This is a genomic window from Alcaligenes faecalis, assembly GCF_005311025.1.
GTDB lineage: Bacteria > Pseudomonadota > Gammaproteobacteria > Burkholderiales > Burkholderiaceae_B > Alcaligenes > Alcaligenes phenolicus.
This window is the reverse complement of record NZ_CP031747.1, coordinates 2,610,903-2,631,623: the sequence shown is the minus strand read 5'-3', so window position 1 is coordinate 2,631,623 and position 20,721 is coordinate 2,610,903. Positions and strand designations below refer to the sequence as shown.

At 57.3% G+C, this 20,721-nt stretch carries 16 protein-coding genes; 6 read left to right on the top strand and 10 right to left on the bottom strand.

What is annotated here, in order from left to right; translation table 11 throughout:
• Positions 1-144 precede the first annotated feature (144 nt).
• From D0C27_RS12145 to D0C27_RS19690, 4 genes are all read right to left on the bottom strand, one after another.
• Entirely contained in the window at positions 145-1,170 is a 1,026-nt protein-coding gene (locus D0C27_RS12145) for a DctP family TRAP transporter solute-binding subunit (RefSeq protein WP_137431074.1), read from the bottom strand.
• A gap of 45 nt (positions 1,171-1,215) precedes the next feature.
• Positions 1,216-2,517 (bottom strand): TRAP transporter large permease, encoded by a 1,302-nt coding sequence (locus tag D0C27_RS12140; protein WP_035269297.1) that lies wholly within the window; start codon positions 2,515-2,517, stop codon positions 1,216-1,218.
• A complete protein-coding gene (locus tag D0C27_RS12135) occupies positions 2,514-3,035 on the bottom strand; it encodes a TRAP transporter small permease (RefSeq protein WP_060186573.1) in 522 nt (173 codons plus the stop codon). Before D0C27_RS12135 ends, D0C27_RS12140 begins: the two co-directional genes overlap by 4 nt.
• Positions 3,036-3,363: 328 nt before the next feature.
• Positions 3,364-4,164 (bottom strand): SET domain-containing protein, encoded by an 801-nt coding sequence (locus D0C27_RS19690; RefSeq protein WP_035269291.1) that lies wholly within the window; start codon positions 4,162-4,164, stop codon positions 3,364-3,366.
• A gap of 56 nt (positions 4,165-4,220) precedes the next feature.
• Here D0C27_RS19690 and ilvB point away from each other — a divergent pair, with 56 nt between their 5' ends.
• From ilvB to D0C27_RS12105, 5 genes are all read left to right on the top strand, one after another.
• Positions 4,221-5,990 (top strand): biosynthetic-type acetolactate synthase large subunit, encoded by a 1,770-nt coding sequence (gene ilvB / locus D0C27_RS12125; protein ID WP_060186572.1) that lies wholly within the window; start codon positions 4,221-4,223, stop codon positions 5,988-5,990.
• 110 nt (positions 5,991-6,100) lie between these two features.
• On the top strand, positions 6,101-7,066 hold the full coding sequence (locus D0C27_RS12120; RefSeq protein WP_035269947.1) for a TRAP transporter substrate-binding protein: 966 nt from the start codon (positions 6,101-6,103) through the stop codon (positions 7,064-7,066).
• Between the two features lie 12 nt (positions 7,067-7,078).
• Positions 7,079-7,576: a TRAP transporter small permease gene (locus tag D0C27_RS12115; protein WP_009463607.1), complete on the top strand. Its 498-nt coding sequence runs from the start codon at positions 7,079-7,081 to the stop codon at positions 7,574-7,576.
• Between the two features lie 82 nt (positions 7,577-7,658).
• Positions 7,659-8,936 carry a TRAP transporter large permease gene (locus D0C27_RS12110; RefSeq protein WP_026483870.1) on the top strand — a complete coding sequence of 426 codons (1,278 nt, stop codon included), beginning with the start codon at positions 7,659-7,661 and terminating at the stop codon, positions 8,934-8,936.
• 29 nt (positions 8,937-8,965) lie between these two features.
• Positions 8,966-9,400 carry a CopD family copper resistance protein gene (locus D0C27_RS12105; RefSeq protein ID WP_060186570.1) on the top strand — a complete coding sequence of 145 codons (435 nt, stop codon included), beginning with the start codon at positions 8,966-8,968 and terminating at the stop codon, positions 9,398-9,400.
• On the opposite strand, the gene D0C27_RS12100 is transcribed toward D0C27_RS12105, so the two are convergent.
• From D0C27_RS12100 to D0C27_RS12080, 5 genes are all read right to left on the bottom strand, one after another.
• Positions 9,385-10,521 carry a YncE family protein gene (locus tag D0C27_RS12100; RefSeq protein ID WP_137431073.1) on the bottom strand — a complete coding sequence of 379 codons (1,137 nt, stop codon included), beginning with the start codon at positions 10,519-10,521 and terminating at the stop codon, positions 9,385-9,387. The genes D0C27_RS12105 and D0C27_RS12100 overlap by 16 nt on opposite strands.
• 11 nt (positions 10,522-10,532) lie before the next feature.
• Entirely contained in the window at positions 10,533-13,043 is a 2,511-nt protein-coding gene (locus D0C27_RS12095; RefSeq protein WP_060186568.1) for a TonB-dependent siderophore receptor, read from the bottom strand.
• A 79-nt stretch (positions 13,044-13,122) separates the two neighbouring features.
• A complete protein-coding gene (locus tag D0C27_RS12090; protein ID WP_115634771.1) occupies positions 13,123-14,010 on the bottom strand; it encodes a FecR family protein in 888 nt (295 codons plus the stop codon).
• Complete coding sequence (locus D0C27_RS12085; protein ID WP_115634773.1) at positions 14,011-14,541, bottom strand: RNA polymerase sigma factor; 531 nt, start codon at positions 14,539-14,541, stop codon at positions 14,011-14,013.
• A gap of 229 nt (positions 14,542-14,770) precedes the next feature.
• Positions 14,771-17,365 carry a DNA topoisomerase III gene (locus tag D0C27_RS12080; protein WP_060186565.1) on the bottom strand — a complete coding sequence of 865 codons (2,595 nt, stop codon included), beginning with the start codon at positions 17,363-17,365 and terminating at the stop codon, positions 14,771-14,773.
• A gap of 113 nt (positions 17,366-17,478) precedes the next feature.
• Between D0C27_RS12080 and D0C27_RS12075 the strand changes: the two genes are divergently transcribed.
• Entirely contained in the window at positions 17,479-19,986 is a 2,508-nt protein-coding gene (locus D0C27_RS12075) for a GDYXXLXY domain-containing protein (RefSeq protein WP_137431072.1), read from the top strand.
• 244 nt (positions 19,987-20,230) lie between these two features.
• Here the strand turns inward: D0C27_RS12075 and D0C27_RS12070 are convergent, their stop codons facing one another.
• On the bottom strand, positions 20,231-20,689 hold the full coding sequence (locus D0C27_RS12070) for a DUF494 family protein (RefSeq protein ID WP_009463598.1): 459 nt from the start codon (positions 20,687-20,689) through the stop codon (positions 20,231-20,233).
• Positions 20,690-20,721 lie beyond the last annotated feature (32 nt).

Sequence of the window (20,721 nt, the reverse complement as noted above, 5' to 3'; positions counted from 1 at the left end):
TCGAGGGTAACCCGGAGGTTGAAAGTATCCCCACGCTGCGCTCGTAGGCTGCTGCTTTCATGAGGTTTGTTTTGTGCGGGGCAGCCAGACAATAAAAAGCCGGGCCCATTCAGGCCCGGCTTTCAGTCTTTCAAACCCAGCTAATTAGCGGCTGGCAGCAATCGCGTCGCGTGCCTTCTTCACCAAGTCTTCACCGATGGTCTTGGTCCATTTCTCGACCACGCCTTCGGTTGCCTTGGCAAAGGCAGCGTGCTGCTCAGGCGTCAGGCTGGTGACCTTCACACCGTGGCTTTCGATCTCTTTGAGCAAGGTAGGATCTTCCGCCGTGATGCCGGTACGGGCAATCACGATTTCACGCTTACCAGCTTCAATAGCGGCTTCACGCACGATCTTCTGGTCTTCCTCGCTCCAGGATTTCCACACGTCGCGGTTCACTACAAACACCAGTGGGTCAGACACGTAGTTCCACAGGGTCAGGTACTGCTGCTGCACGTCGTACAGCTTGGCACCGGCGTAAATGGACAGGGGGTTTTCCTGGCCGTCTACAGCCTTATTAGCCAGTGCGGGTTGTGCATCTGCCCAGCTCATTTGCGTGGGGTTGGCACCCAGGGCGCTGAAGGTGTCCATGTACAGCGGCGAACCGACCACGCGCAGTTTCAGGCCCTTCATGTCTTCAGGCTTGGTCACTTCGTGCTTGGAGTTGCTGAGCTGACGGAAACCGTTTTCACCCCAGGCCAGAGGCACCACACCGGCTTTCTCGATGTAGCCGAACAGATCCTTGCCCACTTCGCCGTTGATCAAAGCGTCGGTGGCTTTGGCATCCGGTTGCAGGAATGGCAGGGAGAACAGGTTCAGCTGCTTGATCTGGGGGGACCAGTTGATGGTGGAGCCCACGGCCATATCAATCATGCCTTGGCGAATGGCGGTGAACTCGCGTGTCTGGTCACCTTGTACCAGCGAGGTGCCGGGGTAGATCTTGATATTGATGCGGCCATCGGTACGCTCGCGCACCAGGTCGGACCAGATCACCGCCCCTTGGCCCCAAGGGAAAGTGGTACCCACCACGATGGACAGCTTGTACTCGGATTTGTAGGCGGCTTGGGCAGTGGGAACCACGGCCAGGGTGGCGGCTGTACATGCCAGAGTGGCCAGAATGTGACGTAATTTCATGGGTCAGGTCTCCCTTTCTATGAGTTGTGTTTCAGTCTTGTGGTTTTAGTTAAAGCCCAGGTAGCGTGGCAGCCACAGGGCAATCTCGGGTTCTGCGATAACGAGCAGCATGGTCGAGCCCATGCCCAGCAGCAGCCAGCCTACCCAACGCAGGGTGCTTTCCATGGGGACGCCCGCGATACGGCAGGCGACCATCAGGTTGACGGCGACTGGCGGGGTGAACTGGCCCAGAGCCACGTTCAAGGTCAGCAGGACCCCGAACCAGACGGGGTGCCAGCCAAAGTTGTAGGCAATCGGCATGAATAGCGGCACGAAGATCAGGAAGATCGAAATGCCATCCAGGAACATGCCCAGCACAATCAGCATGACAATCATCAGCGCCAGAATGCCGTACTCGCCCAGACCGGAATTGATGATGGCATTGGTGACGGGGTCAATAATGCTCAGGGTGGACAGCGCCCAGGCAAAAATACCGGCTAGTGCCACAACCATCATGATGACGGCTGATAGTTCGGCGGCTTCCCGCAGGATCAAAAACAGATCGCGGAACTTGATGGTGCGATGGATGACCATGCCCACGAACAGGCCGTAGAACACGGCCACTACAGCGGCCTCAGTAGGGGTGAACAGGCCCAGGCGCATCCCGCCCAGAATGATGACAGGCGCAATCAGGCCCCAGGCGGCTTCTCGCAGGCTGCGCCAGAATGGTGGACGTGGCAGCTCGGCCTCGGCCAATCCCAGCTTGTGACGGCGCGATAGCCAGATGGCCGGAATAATCAGGCCAATCCCCGCCAGAATGCCGGGGAACATACCGGCCGCAAACAGCGCAGGTACGGAGGCCTCGGGCACCAGCACCGAGTAAATAATGAAGGCGATGGAGGGGGGAATCAGAATGTCGGTGGCTGCACCCGCTCCCACAATACTGGCCGCAAAAGGACCGGGATAGCCCGCACGTTTCATCGCGCCGATCATGACCGCGCCCACGGCGGCCGCGCAGGCCGGGCCGGAACCGGAAATGCCACCCAGGAACATGGCCACGCCGATGGCAACGACGGGCAGCATGCCAGGGCCGCGGCCAACCAGCGCTACCGCAAAGTTCACCAGACGGCTGGCTACGCCCGAGCGGTCAAAGATCGAGCCCACCAGCACGAACATGGGAATGGCCAGCAAGGGGTATTTGGCCAGACCGGCATAAAAGCTTTGCGGCACGGCCATCAGGCCAAACCAGTGCGTATCCAGGTTGGACATCAAAATCGCAAAGGCACCACCTATACCCAGGGACACGCCCACCGGCACGCCCACCAGCATCAGGCCGATGAAGATGACAAACAGCAAGGTTGCAATCATGATTTAGCCTGCCAACGACGCACCCACATGCCCAGCAAACGCAGGCTCAGGGTAGTAGACAGGATGGGCAGCCACATGCTGTACCACCAGGTCGGGACACCAATGGAGGGCGAGGTATCGCCCCACTCGAACTCGTCCAGGGCCATGCGGCCGGACAGAATGGCCATGCCGACAAAGAACAGCAGGCTCATGCCAATGCCAAACAGGGCCAGGCGGCGTTGACGACGCACCGTGCCCGCATCGGCAAAGACTTCAATACGAATGTGCAAGTGGCGCACACAGGCGCTGGCACCGGCATTCATGGTCAGGACCACCAGCAGGAAGATGGAGATTTCCTCGGTCCAGGCAAAGGAGCTATCGGTCAGATAGCGCACAAACACGTTGGCAAAGGTAATTAAAGCCAGGGCCGCCATGATCAGGACCGAAGCCCAGTCCTCTATTTGCAAAGGAATACGCAGGCCGGATTCGGCGGGCGAGGCGGCGTGATTATCAGGTGTATCTGTAGAACTTGAATCCATGAGGTCTGTCAGATTTGGCAATAAAGCTACATGCTAGCGGTCAAAGACGGGGCTGGCAGTGAGTAATTTCCCCCGGTGCAATAGCACCCGCGGGCCATCATTGGCCTGGGGAGAGACGATAGGGATGGGGGCGAGGGCACACGCAATATGGGGGTTGGTGCTTCGCCTAGCTGATGAGGTCTGAAACCTGGCCCGGCACGACAGATGGGCCTGTGTGTGGCGCTCTGAGAGGCCCGACAGGGGTGTTGCCGGGCTTGCTGTGCGGGTGATTAGCAAGGGTGCAGGCTGCCGGTGAGGCAGCCTGGGCTAATGCAAGCTGGGGGACAGCTTACTCTTTTTTACGGTCCTTTTTCCCTTTTTTGCCTTCTTTGTCCTTTTTGGAAGGCTTTTTGTCTTTATTTTTATCCTTGTTTTTGGCTTTTTCTTTTTTCTTCTTTTTGCTCTTCTTATCCTTTTTGCCTTTCTCGCTTGAGGATTCTTTATCGCTATCCGCGTCCTCATCTTTATCCTGATCGGACTCGCCCTTTTCTGCTTGCTTAATGGCAGTGGCCTTCAGATCAGCGGCTTTTTGTTTGGATGAAACCGGCGTTTTGCGGGCCTGTTCCATTTCCGCATCCAATTCTGCGGCCACTTCGCGTAGCTCGTCGGCAACAGCCTGGGAGCGATCTGATTGCAGGGCAATCATGGTGCCACGGCACTGAGGAGCGCCACACAGGCAGCGGTAGTTCTGCTTGAGCTCCTCGGTAATTTCATCGTCGATGACCAGCGAGTAGTCATACAAAAGCTCTTCCCCGGCAGGAATATCGCGCATGGCCACAATAAAGACGCGCGAGCCATCGGCGTTCTCGTGACCTTCACAGTTGGGGGCGCAAGAGTGGTTGATCCAGCGTGAATCATTGCCTCCCTGACCACCGTCCACGATTTTGCCATTGCTCAGTGCAAAGAAAAAAGTGTGGAAAGGCTCATCCGGATTGACGGGGAACAAGGCATCGGCCTGTTCCGGCGTAAGCCGCTTGCCAGCATATTGCAGGATGCGCGTTCCGGCTGGAATATCGCGTAGCGCAAAGACGCCGTTGCCATGCAGTTTGGATGGTTTAACGACGTGCCAGGGTTGGCGTTGAGTGACCATGGGGAATCAGCCTGTAAAAGGGGATAAACTGGACGGCGATCTCTATCTTACAAAACATGCAGGGCTACGCAACCATGTCACTTGAAACGACCGCCCACAACGGCGCGCAAATCTTGCTCGAAACCTTGATCGCTCAGGGTGTAGATACCATTTTTGGTTATCCTGGCGGAGCGGTGTTACCGCTCTATGATGCTCTTCATGCCCAACCGCGAATTCGTCATATTTTGGTTCGTCACGAGCAAGCTGCCGTACATGCGGCCGAAGGCTATGCCCGCAGCACCGGCAAACCTGGCGTGGTGTTGGTGACATCAGGCCCCGGTATGGCCAATACCACCTCCGGTTTGCTCGATGCCTTGTGTGATTCTATTCCTGTCCTGTGTATTAGTGGTCAAGTAGCGACCACCGCAATTGGTACCGCCGCTTTCCAGGAGTGCGATGCGATTGGCATTTCCCGCCCTGTGACCAAGTGGAATGCCCAGGTTCGTCGTATTGAAGACGTGGCCTCCCTGACGGCCAAGGCCTTGCGCCTGTGTACCCAGGGTCGCCCCGGTCCGGTGCTGCTGGACTTCCCCAAAGATATTCAGATCGCCACCCTGCCCGCTGCCAGCAGCGACGCGCCGGCCCAGGACGAGGCTGACAGCCTCTTGGCTCCTGCCGCTCCGGCCTCTGCCCAGGAAGCGGCGATTAAACGCGCCGCCGCCATGATTGCGCATGCTCGCCGCCCTGTGTTTTACGGCGGTGGTGGCTTGATCAACTCCGGGGCCGATGCCAGCCATGCCTTTACCAGCCTGGTTCAGGAAACTGGCGCACCTTGCACACTGACCTTGATGGGCCTGGGTGCCTACCCTGCACGTGATGAGCAGTTCGTGGGCATGTTGGGCATGCACGGCACGCTGGAAGCCAACTTGGCCATGCACCATGCGGATCTGATTATCTGTGTGGGCGCTCGCTTCGACGACCGCATTACCGGCCGTCTGTCCGATTTCTGCCCCCATGCCAGCAAGATTCATATTGATATCGACCCCGGTTCCATCGACAAGGTGGTGCGTGCTGATGTGGCTCTGGTGGGTGATTGCTATCCCCTACTGCGCGCCCTGCGCAAAGAGCTGTCGCATCACGAATTGCCTGAAGGTCGCTTGAATGACTGGTGGCAGCGTATTGGCGTGTGGCGTGCACAAGAGTGCTTGAAAGTGACGCCTCATAGCGACGCCATCTTGCCGCAGCACTTGCTGCAACGTCTGGACGCGCATCTGGAAGGCCGTGATGCCATCGTCTCTACCGATGTGGGCCAGCACCAGATGTGGGCTGCGCAGTACATCAAGTTTGATCGTCCTCGCCGTTGGCTGACTTCGGGTGGAGCCGGCACCATGGGTTACGGCGTACCTGCTGCGTTTGGGGCGCAGATTGCGCATCCGGACAAGCTGGTGGTGTGTGTCAGTGGTGACGCGTCGGTACTGATGAATATTCAGGAACTGGCCAGCGCTGTGCAGCATCGCACGCCGATCAAGGTGATTCTGTGCAATAACCGCCACATGGGCATGGTGCGCCAGTGGCAAGAGCTGATTCACGATGGTCGTTACAGCCACAGCTATAACGAAGCCATGCCCGATTTTGTGGCCTTGTCGCGCGCCTTTGGTTGGGAAGCCGAACGCGTGGAGCATCCCGATCAGCTGGATGCGGCGCTGGAGCGTTGTCTGGCCCACGATGGTCCGTTCTTCCTTAACGTGGAAGTGCTGGCGCTGGAAAACTGTTTCCCCATGATGCCAGCGGGCTATGGCCATCAACAGGTCATGTTGTCCGAAGATAACTGGTACGTAGAAGAATAAGGTGCCCGGCTGGGACACAGGCGTAAAAACCCCTATGTCCCAGTCCGAGCACTACGCATTAAATACACTGATCCATTCAGACAGGAGGGGCATGCATGATGTACCGTCACATGAAGAACCGTCTTTTGGCCGCAGGTTTGATGCTGGGCTTGGGCCTGGCGGCGGGAGCGGCCACGGCCCAGACTTCCTTGAAGCTGGCTTACGCTTTGTCCACCAGCTCTCACTATGGTGCGGGTGCAAAAGCCTTTGCCAGTGCCTTGGAAAAGGACGGCAACTACACCATCGAGGCCTTTCCCAACAGCGCCTTGGGCGGCGAGCGCGAAGTTATTGAAGGCTTGCAACTGGGCACGATTGATCTGGCGATTGTGTCTACCGGCGCAACCCTGAACTTTGTGCCCAAGACTGGCGTGTTCGATATCCCTTTCCTGTTCCGCGACCTGCAACATGCCCGTCATGTGCTTGATGGCAAGATCGGTCAGGACATGCTGGCTGAATTTCCCAAACGCGGAATTGTGGCGCTGGCCTGGGGCGAGCAAGGTTTCCGTCACCTGACCAATAATGTGCGTCCTGTCACCACCCCAGCTGATGCCAAGGGCCTGAAGATACGCACCACAGAGAACCCCATTCATATTGCCGCTTTCCGTGAAATCGGCATTCTGGCTACGCCTATGGCCTGGCCGGAAGTGGCGACCGCCCTGCAACAAGGCACCATCGACGGCCAGGAAAATCCCTTGTCCGTGATTGTGTCGGCCAAGCTGCCTCAGCTGCAAAAGTACCTGTCGCTGACGGCTCACGTGTATGGCCCGGCCTTGGTGCTGATGTCTCCGGCGGTGTATGACGGCCTGTCCGATCAGGACAAGCAGTTGATGAAAGATGCCGGCGTAACGGCTGCCCAGGCCATGCGTGACTACGTGGACGATATCGAGAAAACCGGCGTGGATGCCGTCAAGGCCGAAGGCATGCAGGTCAATACAGTTGACCATGCCGCGTTTGCCAAAGCGGTAGAGCCTGTCTATCCCCAGTACTACAAACAGTTCGGCCAGGAACTGGTCGAATCTATCCGTCAGACTCAGTAAACGGCATTCATCATGAAAGCTCTGTTGTCCGTTCTGGATAAGGGCCTGTTTCGTCTGGTGTCCTGGGTGACGCAGTTGCTGCTGCTCTCGGCAGTGGCGGCTGCGTTCTATCAAGTGATCGCTCGTTTCGTGCTCCAGTCGCCCGCCGACTGGAGCGAGGCCTGGTCACGTGCCGCTCTGATCTGGACAGTCATGCTGGGTCTGTGTCTGGCCTTGCGTCAGGGTGCCATGCTAAGCGTGGATGTGCTGCGGCTCTGGGTCGGAAAGCGGACGCAGCATTGGCTGGATGTGGCCGTGCTGATTACGTGTCTGGCTTTCTTCGGCCTGTTGACCTGGGTCGGCATTCAAATGACCTGGCGGGTGCGGTTTCAGACCATGCCTAGTCTGGAGTGGTCCATTTCCTGGGTGTATATCGCGATCCCGATTGGTGCCGTGCTGGCCATTTTGGGCCTGTTGGCCCGTTGGCTGGAGAAACCTGCGCCTGCTGTGGTCGATAACACGCAGCTCTAATTCAAGACCTGATTCCGTGCCTGTAAAGCACCACCGAACTCTCGATGCCCTACGGGCATCTGTTTAGACCGGAGACCGTATCGTGTCCCAGATCATGCTTGTGTCCATGCTGCTGTTTTTTGTATTGACGGTGCCCGTGGCGATTGCCGTGGGGCTGGCCAATATGGCGGGGGTAGCCTGGGAGGGGCGCATGACTTTTCTGGTCATCGCCCAGCAGTTGTATGCAGCTCTGGACAAGTATCCTCTGGTTGCTGTGCCCTTCTTTATTCTGGCAGGCAACCTGATGGAGTCGGGCGGCATGTCCAACCGTATGGTGGAGTTTGCCAAAAGCCTGGTGGGTGGTGTGCAGGGTGGTCTGGCTTGCAGCTGTGTGCTGACCTGCATGATTTTTGCGGCGGTGGCCGGTTCCAGTGTGGCAACCACTTTTGCGGTCGGGGCAATTCTTATCCCTGCTATGGTCCGGCATGGCTACCCGGCACCGTTCGCGGCATCCTTGCAGGCCTCAGCGGCGGAGTTGGGGGTGATCATCCCGCCGTCCATTCCCATGATTTTGTTTGCCGTATCCACGGACACGTCGGTAGGCGAGCTGTTCGTTGCGGGTATTGGCCCTGGCTTGTTGATCGGCGGCGCCTTGATGCTTTATGTGTGGCTGTATGCACGTCGCCATGGTCTGGGTTTGCAGGACGGTGTGGGTCGTTTGGGTGTCTGGACGGCATTCCGTCAGGCGTGGCTGGCCTTGTTGATGCCGGTGATTATTCTCGGCGGGATTTACGGGGGTATTTTCACGCCTACCGAGGCTTCGGCGGTGGCGGTAGTCTATGCCTTGATCGTGAGCATGTTTGTCTACCGCAGCGTTAAATGGGGCGACCTGTCCAAGGTGCTGCATCGTTCCGTGGTGTCCACGGCGGTCATCATGTTCATCATCGCCAATGCGGGTGTGTTTGGCTTCCTGCTCAATCGCACCGGCATTCCGGCTGCCATGGGGATCTGGTTGGGGGAATTGTTCAGTAGCCCCATGATGTTTTTGCTGGGTGTGAACGCGGCCTTGTTTGTGGTGGGGATGTTCGTTGAAACGTCGGCTTCGATCGTTGTGCTGGCTCCCTTGTTGTTGCCGGTGGCCGTGCAGTTCGGCATTGATCCGGCGCATTTTGGCATCATCATGGTAGTCAATCTGGCCTTGGGGATGGTGACACCGCCCTTTGGTGTGAACCTGTTTGCGGCTTGTTCAGTGGCCGGGATTTCTTTGGAAAAACTGATACGTCCCCTGCTGCCTTTTGTAGTCGTCATCCTGGCTTGCTTGATGCTGATCAGCTATGTGCCAGAAGTCAGTTTGTGGGCGCGAGACCTGGTGTACCGTTGATGAATCGTCTGCTTTCCTGAGCGCTGTTCATGAGCTATTTCCTCCTGTTGTTGGTTCACCTTCTGGCTGCGATTTTTTTTATCGGCACTGTGTTTTTCGAGGTGCTGATGTTGTCGCCTTTGGCGCGTCAGGTTTCCCGCCCATCGATGCGGGAGTTCGAGTATGCCTTGGGGCGGCGGGCGCGCCGCATCATGCCTTGGGTTTTGTTATTGCTCTACGGTGCGGGCTTGAGTCTGGCCTGGCAGCATCGGGCCTTGTTTGAGGTCGGCGGGGCCAGGGCCTGGATACTGGGCGTAAAGATCACTCTAGCGCTAAGCGTATTTGGACACTTTCTATCCGTTATGGTGATGAGCCGGCGCAAAACCATGACGGCGCGCCGGTCCCGGATCATTCATCTGAGTGTTTTCGCCCACGTTCTCTTGATAGTGGTGCTGGCCAAGGCCCTGTTTTACTGGCCGCTTTGAGGCGTGCCCGACCAGGGTTCAAAGCAGAGCAGGCCCACAGACTCCTGCGTCAGTTCCTCTCCTTTAGCGGGGTTTTTTAAGGACACATAGACGCGTCCGCTGCCGGTATCCAGCGCTAGGCTGTTGGTCAGCTTGTCGGTGGTGGCTGCGGCTACCGGGCGCAAGGTATCCAGTGTGTAGGCGGCAACACGTCGGTCGCTACGCTCGGACACGTAGGCCAGGTTCGCCGCGGGGTCAACGCTGATTGCCAGTGGATTGCCCTGAGCAAGCTGTGCCGCGAGAATCCGCCCATTTGTGGCATCGAGCATCAGCACTTGCTGGCGTGATCCACTCCAGTCGCGTTGGGGCAAAAGCCGCTGTTGCCAGGGAGTAATGGAATCGAGCCCCTGGTCAGTCACATAAAGGTGATCCTGGTGGTAGGCCAGATTGATGGGTTGATGCACGCCGGGCAGAGTCCAGCGTTCCTGGATGCGCAAGGCTCGGGTGTCGATTACCACGATTTCCGCCGCCATCGTGGAGACATACAATCTCCCGCCTTGTTCATCCAGGGCCAAGCCGGTGGGATAAAAGCCCAGGTCGGGGATACGGGCCTTAAGGGCAAGGTTCTGGCTATCCAGCACAAAGAGTACGCTTTCGCCGGCCGACAGGCCGGGTACAAATAGCAGGCCTTGAGTTTTGTCCAGAATAAGGCCACGCAAGTCGTGCTCGTAGCGCTTGCCATCTGCGCGGGGCTGGCTCAGTTGTACGGTGTGCAGCCTGCGATTGCGCTGTGTATCGATTACGCTGATGCGCCCTTGCAGGGAGTGGCCTACGTACAGGCGCTTGGCCTGATCGTCCAAGGCCAGACCAAAGGCGCGATAAGGCAAGAGCAGGCGGCTTTTTTCCTGCAAGTTGGCGGCATCGAGCTGCACCAGGCTGCTAGGTAGTGCATCGTCTTTGAAGCCACCGGCCACTGCCGCATAGACGGCTTGTTGGCTGGGGCTGTAGGCCAACTCGTAAACGCCCGGCCCCACGGCTGTTTGTAAGTTGCTGGCGGTGGGGCTGCACATACGTTGCGCCTGTACTGGCAAGGCCAGTGCGCCACTGGTGGCCAGCAGGGCAACTATCCAACGGGTTCGCATGGGAAAGCTCCTTAGTATTGCAGGGTGTAGGTCAGCGCGTAGGTGCGCCCTTGGCCCCGAAAATCCAGCACGCTGGGGGAGATAATGCCGCTGTAGATCAGCTTGGCCTGCTGACCCCATCGAGTTTCGTAGGATTTATTGAACAGGTTCTGAATCCCCAGTGACAGCGTGCCTTTGACTTGTGCGCTGTGATCGAACTGGTAGCGTCCCAGAAGGTCGACCAGTGTCAGGCTGGGCAAGGATTCTTGTTGCTGACCGCCGCCCACGCTGGGGATGTCGCTGCGCAGTTTCATCGAATGGGCCACCTGAGCGCGTACGGCCCAGTTATTGCCTTGCTTGCCAATATAGGCGGTGGCTTTGGACGGGCTGGAGTAGTAAATACCGCGTCGCTGCCAGCGGCCGTCTTTCAGCTCTTCATTGCGAATCAAGAGCAAGCTGGCTCCCGTGCTCCAGCCATCGTTCAGGCGCAGGTCTACTTGTCCTTCCAGACCGTAGTTACGTACTTTGGAGTCCACCAGTGAGATATTTAACGTGCTGCGGTTCAGGGCGATCGACTTGTCCGATTGCGAATGGAACAAGGCGACCTGGGCAGAGAGTGGGCCGTCGTTGTAGCGCCAGCCCACTTCGGTCGAGCGGGTTTTGATGGCCGCCATGGAGGAGTCTGTCACGCTGATGTGGCGACCCAGTGTCCAGTGATTGTCGATCAGTGAATAGCTGGCGCCTGTTCCATAGTATTTAGCAGGATCGGCCAGTTCAAAACCCTCGGAGTAATTCGCCCATACTTGCTGTGCCGGGCTGAGCTTGTAGATCAAGCCGGCATTGAACAAGGTCGTCCCATAGCTGTTGCGCCCGCCTGGAATGGAATCGGCAGACTGGCCGTAGCCCGATAGAACCAGGCGTTGCTGTATCCCCTGAACAAAGTCATTCACCTGCACACGGACGTGTTGCTTGCGCACTCCAGCGCTCAGGCTTAGTTTGTCAGTTAGATGCAGGTCAGCCTGTGCGAAGGCCCCCAATATGTGATTGCGAAAACCGGGGTAGCGCGGCAGGCTGGCCACCTTGTCAAACTCCAGGCCCCCACTGTCCATCGCTTTGTTGATGTCGAACATGGTTTGGGTGGCTTTGAAGGTTTCGTGATCGTAGTCCACACCGTAGTTCAAGCTGAAGCGGTCCCAGTCCTTGTTGAGCATGGCTTTCAGCCCGTACGTCTGGGTTTCCTGAGTTGAAACACTCCAGTTGTAGATGCGTTTGCCTGGAACAAGCGGGTTGGCGTCTGAATCCGGGTAGGGATAAAAACGCATGGATTCATTGCGATAGTAGGCCTTCAGATACAGGTCCTGGCCACCGAGCACATCACCCTTGAAGTAGTCCGCCGCCAGAATCTGGCGTTCGGTGCGGGGCTTATAGTCCGAGTCAAAACCGCTGCGTATATCCAGTTCCGACGGGTTGAGAATATTGTCATTGGGACCGGGACGTAGCCACAGGGCTTTGCCCGGTTTAAAGCCGGAATCGTAGTATTGCGCCAGTAGACGCAACTCGCCCGCCTCTTGCAGATCCACATTCAAAGAGCCCATCAGATCCAGGGACCGGTTCCATTGCAAGTCTGTTTGTGTAATGTCGGGCAGGACGCGTTCACCTTGACTGTCATAGGCGCCGCCATTACGGGTCAGTGACAAGGCCAGTCGCCCTTGGAGGGTGTCGTTGCCGCCTTCTACGGATTGCGACAGGGTGGTGTTCAGGTCATCGCCCGCTTGCAAGCCGCTTCGTACCCCCAGCTCGGAGACAAACCGAGCCGGACCGGGTTCGGCGCGTTTGGTAATGATATTGATGATCCCGCCTGTGGCGTTGCCTCCGTGGATAGCGGTGGCCCCTGACAGGACTTCAATGCGTTCGATATTGAAAGGATCAATGGAATCAAACTGTCGGCTTAACTGACGCGAGCCGTTCAGAGAAATGCCGTCGATCATGACTTGAGTGGGACGGCCTCGCAGGTATTGGCCTGCATTGGTGCGGGATTGCCCTCCCAGATCCAGTCCGGGAATCAGTTGTCCCAGCATTTGCTTCAGGGAGGCGCCTGCACCGGTTTGCTCGGCAATTTGTTTTGAGTCAATGACCCAGACCGTGTTGGCGGTTTCGTCAATGGATTTTGGGGTCCGTGAGGCCACAACGGTAACGGCGGCCAGTGTCTCACCTTGTCGGATAGGGGCGTCCTGGGCCTGCGAAGGGACGGTCTGCAAGGTGTAGGAGTCGGCCCCGACCTGCCGAGGGGCCAGTCCCGAGCCGTTCAGTACGGCGTGCAAGGCTTGAGCAGCGGTGTAGCTGCCTTGCAAGGGGGGAGACAGGCGATGCTCGACCAGATCCTGAGTGAAAAAGACTTGTATGCCTGCTTGACTGGCAATCTGGGTTAACGCGGTGCCCAAAGGCTGGGCGGGTAGATTGAAACTTAGGGTCTGGGCATGAACAGCGGTGCCAATGCTGGCCAGAGCCAGGACAGCCAAGGGAGTAGAGAGCGTCAGGCGCATGGACAAAGTACCTTGAAAGGAGGACTGATATAGCTAAGCCGATTCAGAAGACCGGCTTCCCTACCTCGCTTACAAAGAATTACTTTTTAAGGGGGAGGACCAGTAGGCTGCCATCAGCCTGTGGCTGAAGCTCGATTGACCAGACCTGGGGTAGCAAGGCTGGCAGTTGGTCCAAAGCCGTAAGCTGAAAAACGGCGCTGACTCTGCGTTGGGCCAAGGCAGGGTCCAACACCCGCAGGGTTTGCGGCAGATAAGCTTGTAGTTGATGCAATGCTTGCTCCAGGGGTAAATCATTGATCAGCAGTTGACCGCGTTGCCAGGCCAGCAGCGTGTCGGCCTGCACAGTTTCAATTTGTCCCATCCCGGCAGCATCGACTAGCAGCCGTTGATCAGCCTGCAAGACACGGAGGATGTCCGGGTGATGTGCCTGGTCGCGGACCTGCACCCGTCCTTGCTCTACGATCACGGCAACGGTATCGGGCTTGTGTTCAACCGCAAAACGTGTGCCCAGGACGCGGACTTGTACCGTGCCGGCCTGCACCTGGAATGGACGCCAGGCCGAGTGGCTGACATCGAAATATGCCCGGCCCTGCTCCATCTGTATGTCCCGGCTACGTAGCCGCCAGGTGACCGATAGCCGGGTATCACGGTCCAGGACGGCGATCGAACCATCGGATAGCGTAACGCGTTGCTGAGCGTGAGCCATGCTGCTAATCGATTCGTGTTGCCAAGCCGGGTTCCCGTACCACAGTCCTGTTGCCGCGATTGCGAGAACCAGCAAGCCGGAGCTAGCGCGTCGCCGTTCTCGTTTGCGTTTACGTTCGTTGGCCTGGCGAGCCAGTTGTTCTAGGTCTGGCAAAGGAAATTGCTCACGCAGTGTTCCCTGATTTTGATTGAGCAGTTCGTCCAGTTGGGATTCAGTAGCTGGATCTTGAGCGGGCGGGATGGGGCCAGGAGTGGAACTCATTTAATAACGCTCCATATGACGGCGACAATGCGCCATGCCCAGCCGTATATGTTTTTCTACGGTTTTGACCGAGATAGCTTGCAGGCGAGCGACGTCTGCCTGGCTGATATGGTGAATCTTATGCAAGATGAATACCTCCTGGCAGCGGGGAGGCAACGTCTGAATCGCTTGCATCAGGTGGTCCAATGCTTGACGGGTACACGCATGCTGTTCAGGAGTGGCCGCCGGGCATACCTGGTCTTCGGGCCAGAAGTGACCCTCGTCGTGCTTGCATCGGCGCTGGTCATGGCGGTAGCGATCAATCGCCAGATGGTGCAAGATGCGCCGTAGCAGGGCCAGGGGGGAGCGGGGTTCAGGGCGCTGGGGGCGTTCCAGCAAACGCAGGCAGGCGTCGTGCAGCACATCCTGTGCAAAATGATGAGCACCAAAGCGGCGGCGTAATTGAGCCAGCAGATCATCGTAGTGTTCGCATAAGGCGTCGACCAGCGAATTGCGCCGGTGGCGGGATGAAGCACGGGGTTCTGTCGGCATGGGTGGGAAGCTGCCTGCGAGGCAAAAATAGGAGCAGAATCGGCAAGGTAAATAAAAACGATTCTTATTTTAATATAAGTCGGCTGACAGAGAAAATGCGGGTGGGTCGGCTAGCGAGGTGTCACGTGGTGGGGCATAAAAAACACCCCAAAGGTTGGATCAATATCCAACTTTTGGGGTGCAGTTGATGGCGCGGGCCTTGTTGCGATCGATGTAGTGGGCCGGCAGATTATTGTGCGGTTTTAGCGGCCGTTTTTTTGGTGGCCGATTTTTTAGCGCTCGTCTTCTTAGCCGCTGTTTTCTTCACGGCCGTCTTTTTAGCCACCGCTTTGGTCGCCGTTTTCTTGGCGGCCGACTTGCGACCTGGCTTCTCTGGACGAGGCTCGAACTCAAAGCCGATCTTGCCGTCTGCCTGACGCACCAGGAAGGCTTTGAACTTGCGGTTGGTGCGCGAGGACACGAAACCATCCAGCAAGTCTGTCTTGCCCTCACCCAGCAACTTGGCCATCTGCTCGCGGGTGATCTCTTGCTGCAAGATCACCTTGCCGCTACGGAAGTCGCAGCTCTTGGAAGGGCCAACGGACTTTTCACACAAATAGCGCAAACCGTGCTCAAAGACGGGAGACTGGCACTTGGGGCAGGGGCCGACCGGGGTCTGGCCGCTGAAATCCAGGGCTTCGTCATCATCGTCGTCGTTCTGGCCGAAGTCGAACTCCAGCTTGTACTCGTCGGTAATGCGTAAAAGTGCCGCAAAGGGACGACCCATCTTGCTGATGAAACCAGGCAGTGGGCCCAGTTCTTTCTTGGCAAGCAGCTCTTCAACTTCAGGCAGCTCGAAGGTGCGACCACCGGGGTGCTTGCCGATAGAGAAATCGCAAGCCGTGCAGGCATAACGACGGTAATTTTCTTTGACCACGCCACCACACTTAGGGCATGGAGTCTGCAAGGTCGCGTAATCACCCGGAACCGTGTCGCGCTCATATTCTTTCGCGCGCTTGACGATAACTTGCGTCATCTGCGCGATTTCACGCATGAACACGTCCCGATCCAGCTGACGTTGCTCGATCTGCTTGAGCTGGTGCTCCCACTCGCCAGTCAGTTCGGGCGAAGTCAGTTCGCTCACGCCCAGACCGGACAATAAAGTCATCAGTTGACGTGCCTTGGCGCTAGGCACCAGTTCGCGGCCTTCACGACGCAAGTAGGCTTCGTTCAGCAGACCTTCAATAATGGCAGCACGAGTGGCTGGCGTACCCAGACCGCGCTCGGACATGGCTTCGCGCAAGGCTTCGTCATCTACCAGTTTGCCGGCGCTTTCCATGGCCGACAGCAGGGTCGCTTCCGTAAAGCGTGCAGGTGGCTTGGTAGCCAGGGCCTTGGTGTTCACGTCTTCAGTGCGAACCTTCTCGCCGTCAGCAACCGGCACCAGGGAGGCATCTTCACCTTGGGCATCGCGGCCATAAATAGCCAGCCAGCCCGGTTTGACCAGCACTTTGCCTTCCGTCTTGAAGTGGTGACCGGACACCTGCGTAATACGCGTGGTGACGCGGAACTCCGCGGCCGGGAAGAACACGGCCAGGAAGCGACGGCTGATCAGCTCGTAAATTTTGTGTTCGGCATCACTCAGCTCCCGAGGCACCTGCAAGGTGGGGATGATGGCAAAGTGATCCGAAACCTTTTTATTGTCGAAAATCCGACGGTTGGGCTTGACCCATTTCTGCTCGACCACTTCCTGCGCAAACGGCTGTACCGAAGCGCTGGCAGGCGTACCGCTGTCAGCCAGCGCACGCATGGTTTCTTGCACCGTACTTATATAGTCTTCAGGCAGATAGCGCGAATCGGTACGGGGGTAAGTCAGCGCCTTGTGGCGTTCGTATAGCGTCTGCGCCAAGGACAAGGTGGTCTTGGCAGAGAAGCCGAAGCGCGAGTTGGCTTCGCGTTGCAGCGAGGTCAAATCAAACAAGGCGGGCGACATCTGCGTGCTGGGCTTGGATTCCTCGGTGACTACGCCGGGTTGCTCGCGGCACGCGGCCACAATGGTTTGGGCCGCCGTCAGGGACCACAGACGCGAGTCTTTTTTCTCGGGGTCATGCTCGTCTTTGACGAACTTGGGATCGAACCAGCGGCCGGTGTACAGGCCTGCAGCGGCAATAAAGTCTGCATGTACTTCCCAGTAATCGCGCGACACGAACTGGCGAATGCGGTTCTCGCGCTCGTTCACGATAGCCAGCGTGGGGGTTTGCACACGGCCCACGGGGGTTTTGAAAAAACCGCCATCCTTGCTATTGAAAGCCGTCATGGCACGCGTGCCATTAATGCCCACCAGCCAGTCCGCTTCAGCGCGCGAACGGGCCGCCGCTTCCAGCGGTTTCATGTCTTCATCGTCGCGCAGGTTTTCAAATGCTTCACGGATCGCCGATTGTGTCATCGAACGTAACCAAAGCCTTTGCACCGGTTTTTTCGCGCCGGCGTACTGCATAATGTAGCGAAAAATCAGCTCACCCTCGCGCCCCGCGTCACAGGCATTAATAACAGCGGTGACATCTTTTCGTTTGATCAGCTTGACCAGCAGTTTCAAGCGCTCAGTCGATTTCTTGTCAGTCGGGTTGAGCTCAAACTGAGGGGGAATAACAGGTAGATGTGTGAAGCTCCACTTGCCGCGGACCGGATCATTAGGGGCCACCAGGCCCAGCAGATGGCCGATGCTGGAGGCCAGCACATAGCGATCGCTTTCGAAATAATCACCTTCTCGAGTGAAACCGCCCAATGCCCGCGAGATATCTACGGCGACTGAAGGTTTCTCGGCAATGATTAGTGTTTTATCCATATGATTCCAGTGACAGCAACTGCGCTGCAATGCGCGAAATGATACGAGGTGCTTATCCCTCTATGCAAGTTATGAGACCTGACAAGACTAACGTATGGCCCACAGACTGGCGAGTGTTTCTGACAAAACTGGCCTGGGGTTTGGCCGTTTTGCTGCTCGCTAGTGGTCTGGTGACCTGGATTGCGGCCAATTGGGAAAACTGGGGGCACGTAGCCAAATTTGCCCTGGCTCAAGGCGCCGTGCTGGTTTCTGCAGGGCTGGCCTTGCTGTTTCGCCGACGTTCCGGTGGCTGGGGTCATGATCTGGGAGTGCCTGCTGCTTTGACCGGCCTGGCCGCCGTGGCCACGGGCGGTTTGCTGGCGCTGATTGGCCAGACTTATCAGACTGGCGCAGACCCTTGGCAGCTTTTCGCATTGTGGACTGTGCTGATCATACCTTGGGTATTCACAGTGCGCAGTGTCTTTCTGTCGGTGCTGTGGCTGGTACTGATCAATACCGCCTTGTACTTGTGGATTGATGTTGCCCGCTTGGGCTGGTTCGGGCGCAGTTACACCTCGCAGACCTTGCTAGCTTTGGCAGTCAATGCGCTGTTGTTGCTGGCCGCCGAAACCATCTGGCGTGCGCGTCATGACCCGTGGCGCATCGTGCCGCGTGTGGCAGCAATTGCGGTGGGTTTTTTCATCGGTGCCCAGGTCATGGAAGGCAACTTCCTGCTGGGACTGGTCCTGTTCCTGGTGCTGTACGGTATTTATCACTACCGCCGCCCGGATTTGCTGATCATGTCCTTGGCCTCGTTCGGTGCGTATGGCTCCTTGAGCATGCTGATTATCGAGTATGCAAGCGATGCGTTTCTGCTGATCGTGGTGGTGATTGTGGGCCTGGGCCTGGGCTTGCTGCGCTTCCTGCAGCAACAGGTCGTCCATTGGCGACGGACTCATGGTGGCGAAGCGGCCGCAACTCAAGCACCAGTGAACGCAGCGATGGCAACAAGTCCTGCCGCCTCAACAGCAGAGACCCTGGCCAACGCACAGGCTAGTGTTCAAGCTGACGCTCAGGATAGTGACGAGCATCACCCCTGGTATCTGCGCGTGATCAAGCTGTTCCTCTACCTGCTGTTACCGCTGATTATTCTGCTGTACCTGGCTGTTTCTCTGGATTTGAGTCTGGAAGCGCTAGGTGTACTGGGCGGCATCATGGCTCTGGTGTCCCCCGTGCTGTTTGGCAAGGCTCACACCGTACCCAGCCGGGATCTGGTCGGCGGCTGGGTTGCGTGTGCGCTGCTCTTGCTGAGCGTGCCGCTTGTGGACATGCGCTACCCCTGGCCACCTGAGGCCAGCGCCATGATAGCCGTCGTGATCAGCACCTTGCTGTACAGACTTGCCAAAGGCCAGTTCGTATTGCGCATGTTGCTGGTGATTTGGGCACTGGCCGCGATCGAGTTTCTGGTGATCGAGCGCTTGTTTGATCGCTGGACCATGATGCCTTATTGGGTGCTGGAAATGCCCGCGGCATTCATGTTTTTTGCCGCCTTGTTGCTGGGGCATTTTTATCTGCGTGGTGAGCGCAAGCCGCATTTCTGGCTGCCCTTGTTCTGGTCCTTGCTGCTCGCTTCCCAGATTCATCTTGTTTCGGCGGGCACGCTGTTTTATTCCATGCCCTTCTGGGACGAGTCGCGGCCGTACCTGACCGTAGCTGGCTTTCTGCTGGCCATGGCTCCTTTGGCGATACTGGCGTTTTATTGGCGCGGCTGGCGTGACCAGCCCCTGGGTTATGGCATTGCCTTGCTGGGGATGGCCGCTTTGTGCGCGGTCTGGACACCCTATCCGCCAGTGGCCCTGGCCTTGAGCTGGATTCTGGTGGCTTATGCCTGGCGTTATCTCAGCTTGTTGGCGGTGGCCGTGGCAATGGGCCTGTTCTGCCTCTGGCGTCTGTATTACATCCTGAATATCAGTTTGCTGGACAAGGCCGAACTGTTGCTGGCAACCGGAGTGGGATGTCTGGTCTTTGCCTATTTGGGTCAGTTGAGCCGCAAGAAGAAAGCGGCGTTAGCAGCGCCGCAGGAGGCACCCAAGGGTATTGTTGCCAGTGTTCTATTGGGGACTGTGTTGGTGCTGGGTGTGGCCAACGTGGCCATCGTGCAAAAAGAACGTATCTTGAGCGATGGTCAGACGGTCTTGCTGGAGCTGGCTCCGGTGGATCCCCGTTCGCTGATGCAGGGCGACTATATGTCCTTGAACTTTGCCCTGTCGCAGAACTTGTCTACCCTGTCCTGGGGCTTGCCCAAGGATGCGCTTGCCAAGATGGACGCTCAGCAATGGGTTGTTGTGGCGGTGCAGCTGGATGAGAACAAGGTGGCGCAGCTCAAGGGTGTTTATCTGGAGCAGGACGGCCAGGAGCGTCTGTGGAGTGAAGGAGGCCCTGTGGCTGAACCTTCCGATGTGATGCGCTTGCGCATGCGTCGTCACCGCAGTAACTGGACGCCTGGAACAGATGCCTGGTTCTTCGCTGAAGGTTCGGCAGATCGCTTCGATGCCGCCCGTTATGGCGAGTTTGCGGTGGTCGAGGGTGGTCAAAGCCTGCTGCGCGCGATGCTGGACAAGGACAGAAAGGAAATCAAGTAAGCCTGAGCTGAACAACTGCGCTCAATAGCTTGTAGCCGGATTGTCTCTAATAAAGACAATCCGGCTTTTTTGTATCTGGGGTTTGTTTCGCTAGAGGCAGCCAAGCCAGAGCCAGTCAGCAGCAAGCCTAATCAAAAAGGCCCGAATCCGATGTGGCGTCGGATTCGGGCCTTGGCTTTTTGTGTTGAAGGACCCTCTTTATTGGGGCCGTTTCTTGAGCATAAATAGGTTCCTGTGTATCAGCTTAGTGGGACTGACGGGTGGAGTCGTCGCTGAGCAGCTCTTCAAAGATCAGGTGATCGATTTCGGCTTCGTGGCTCCACAAAACCATCAGGGCGACAATTTTTATTTTGTCCAACGAGACCGGGCTTTCGTCCACCGTCATGGCGCTTTCAATCAGGATTTCGCGCAGGTGGGCGGTAAGAGCGCCGGAATTTTGCAAAAAGGTGATGAAACCCATGGCATCAGCGCCCAGCACATGTTGTTCGTGCTCAGAAAAAATACGCTGACTGTTGGGACTGAGTTGAGCCGTAGGCTGACACTGTTGCGAGGTCTCGCCCAGTGCATGTAACCAGCCAAGTGCGTCGTTGATGTCCTCGTCTTCAAAGCCAATAGCGGCCAATTTGTGGGCCAGAACCTCCGCCTTGGGACAGGACTGGGGGTTGTAATACGTCTCGAATAGATAAACCAGGATATCAAACATGGGTATAAGGTTGCCGTCCTAAGTGATTAAAA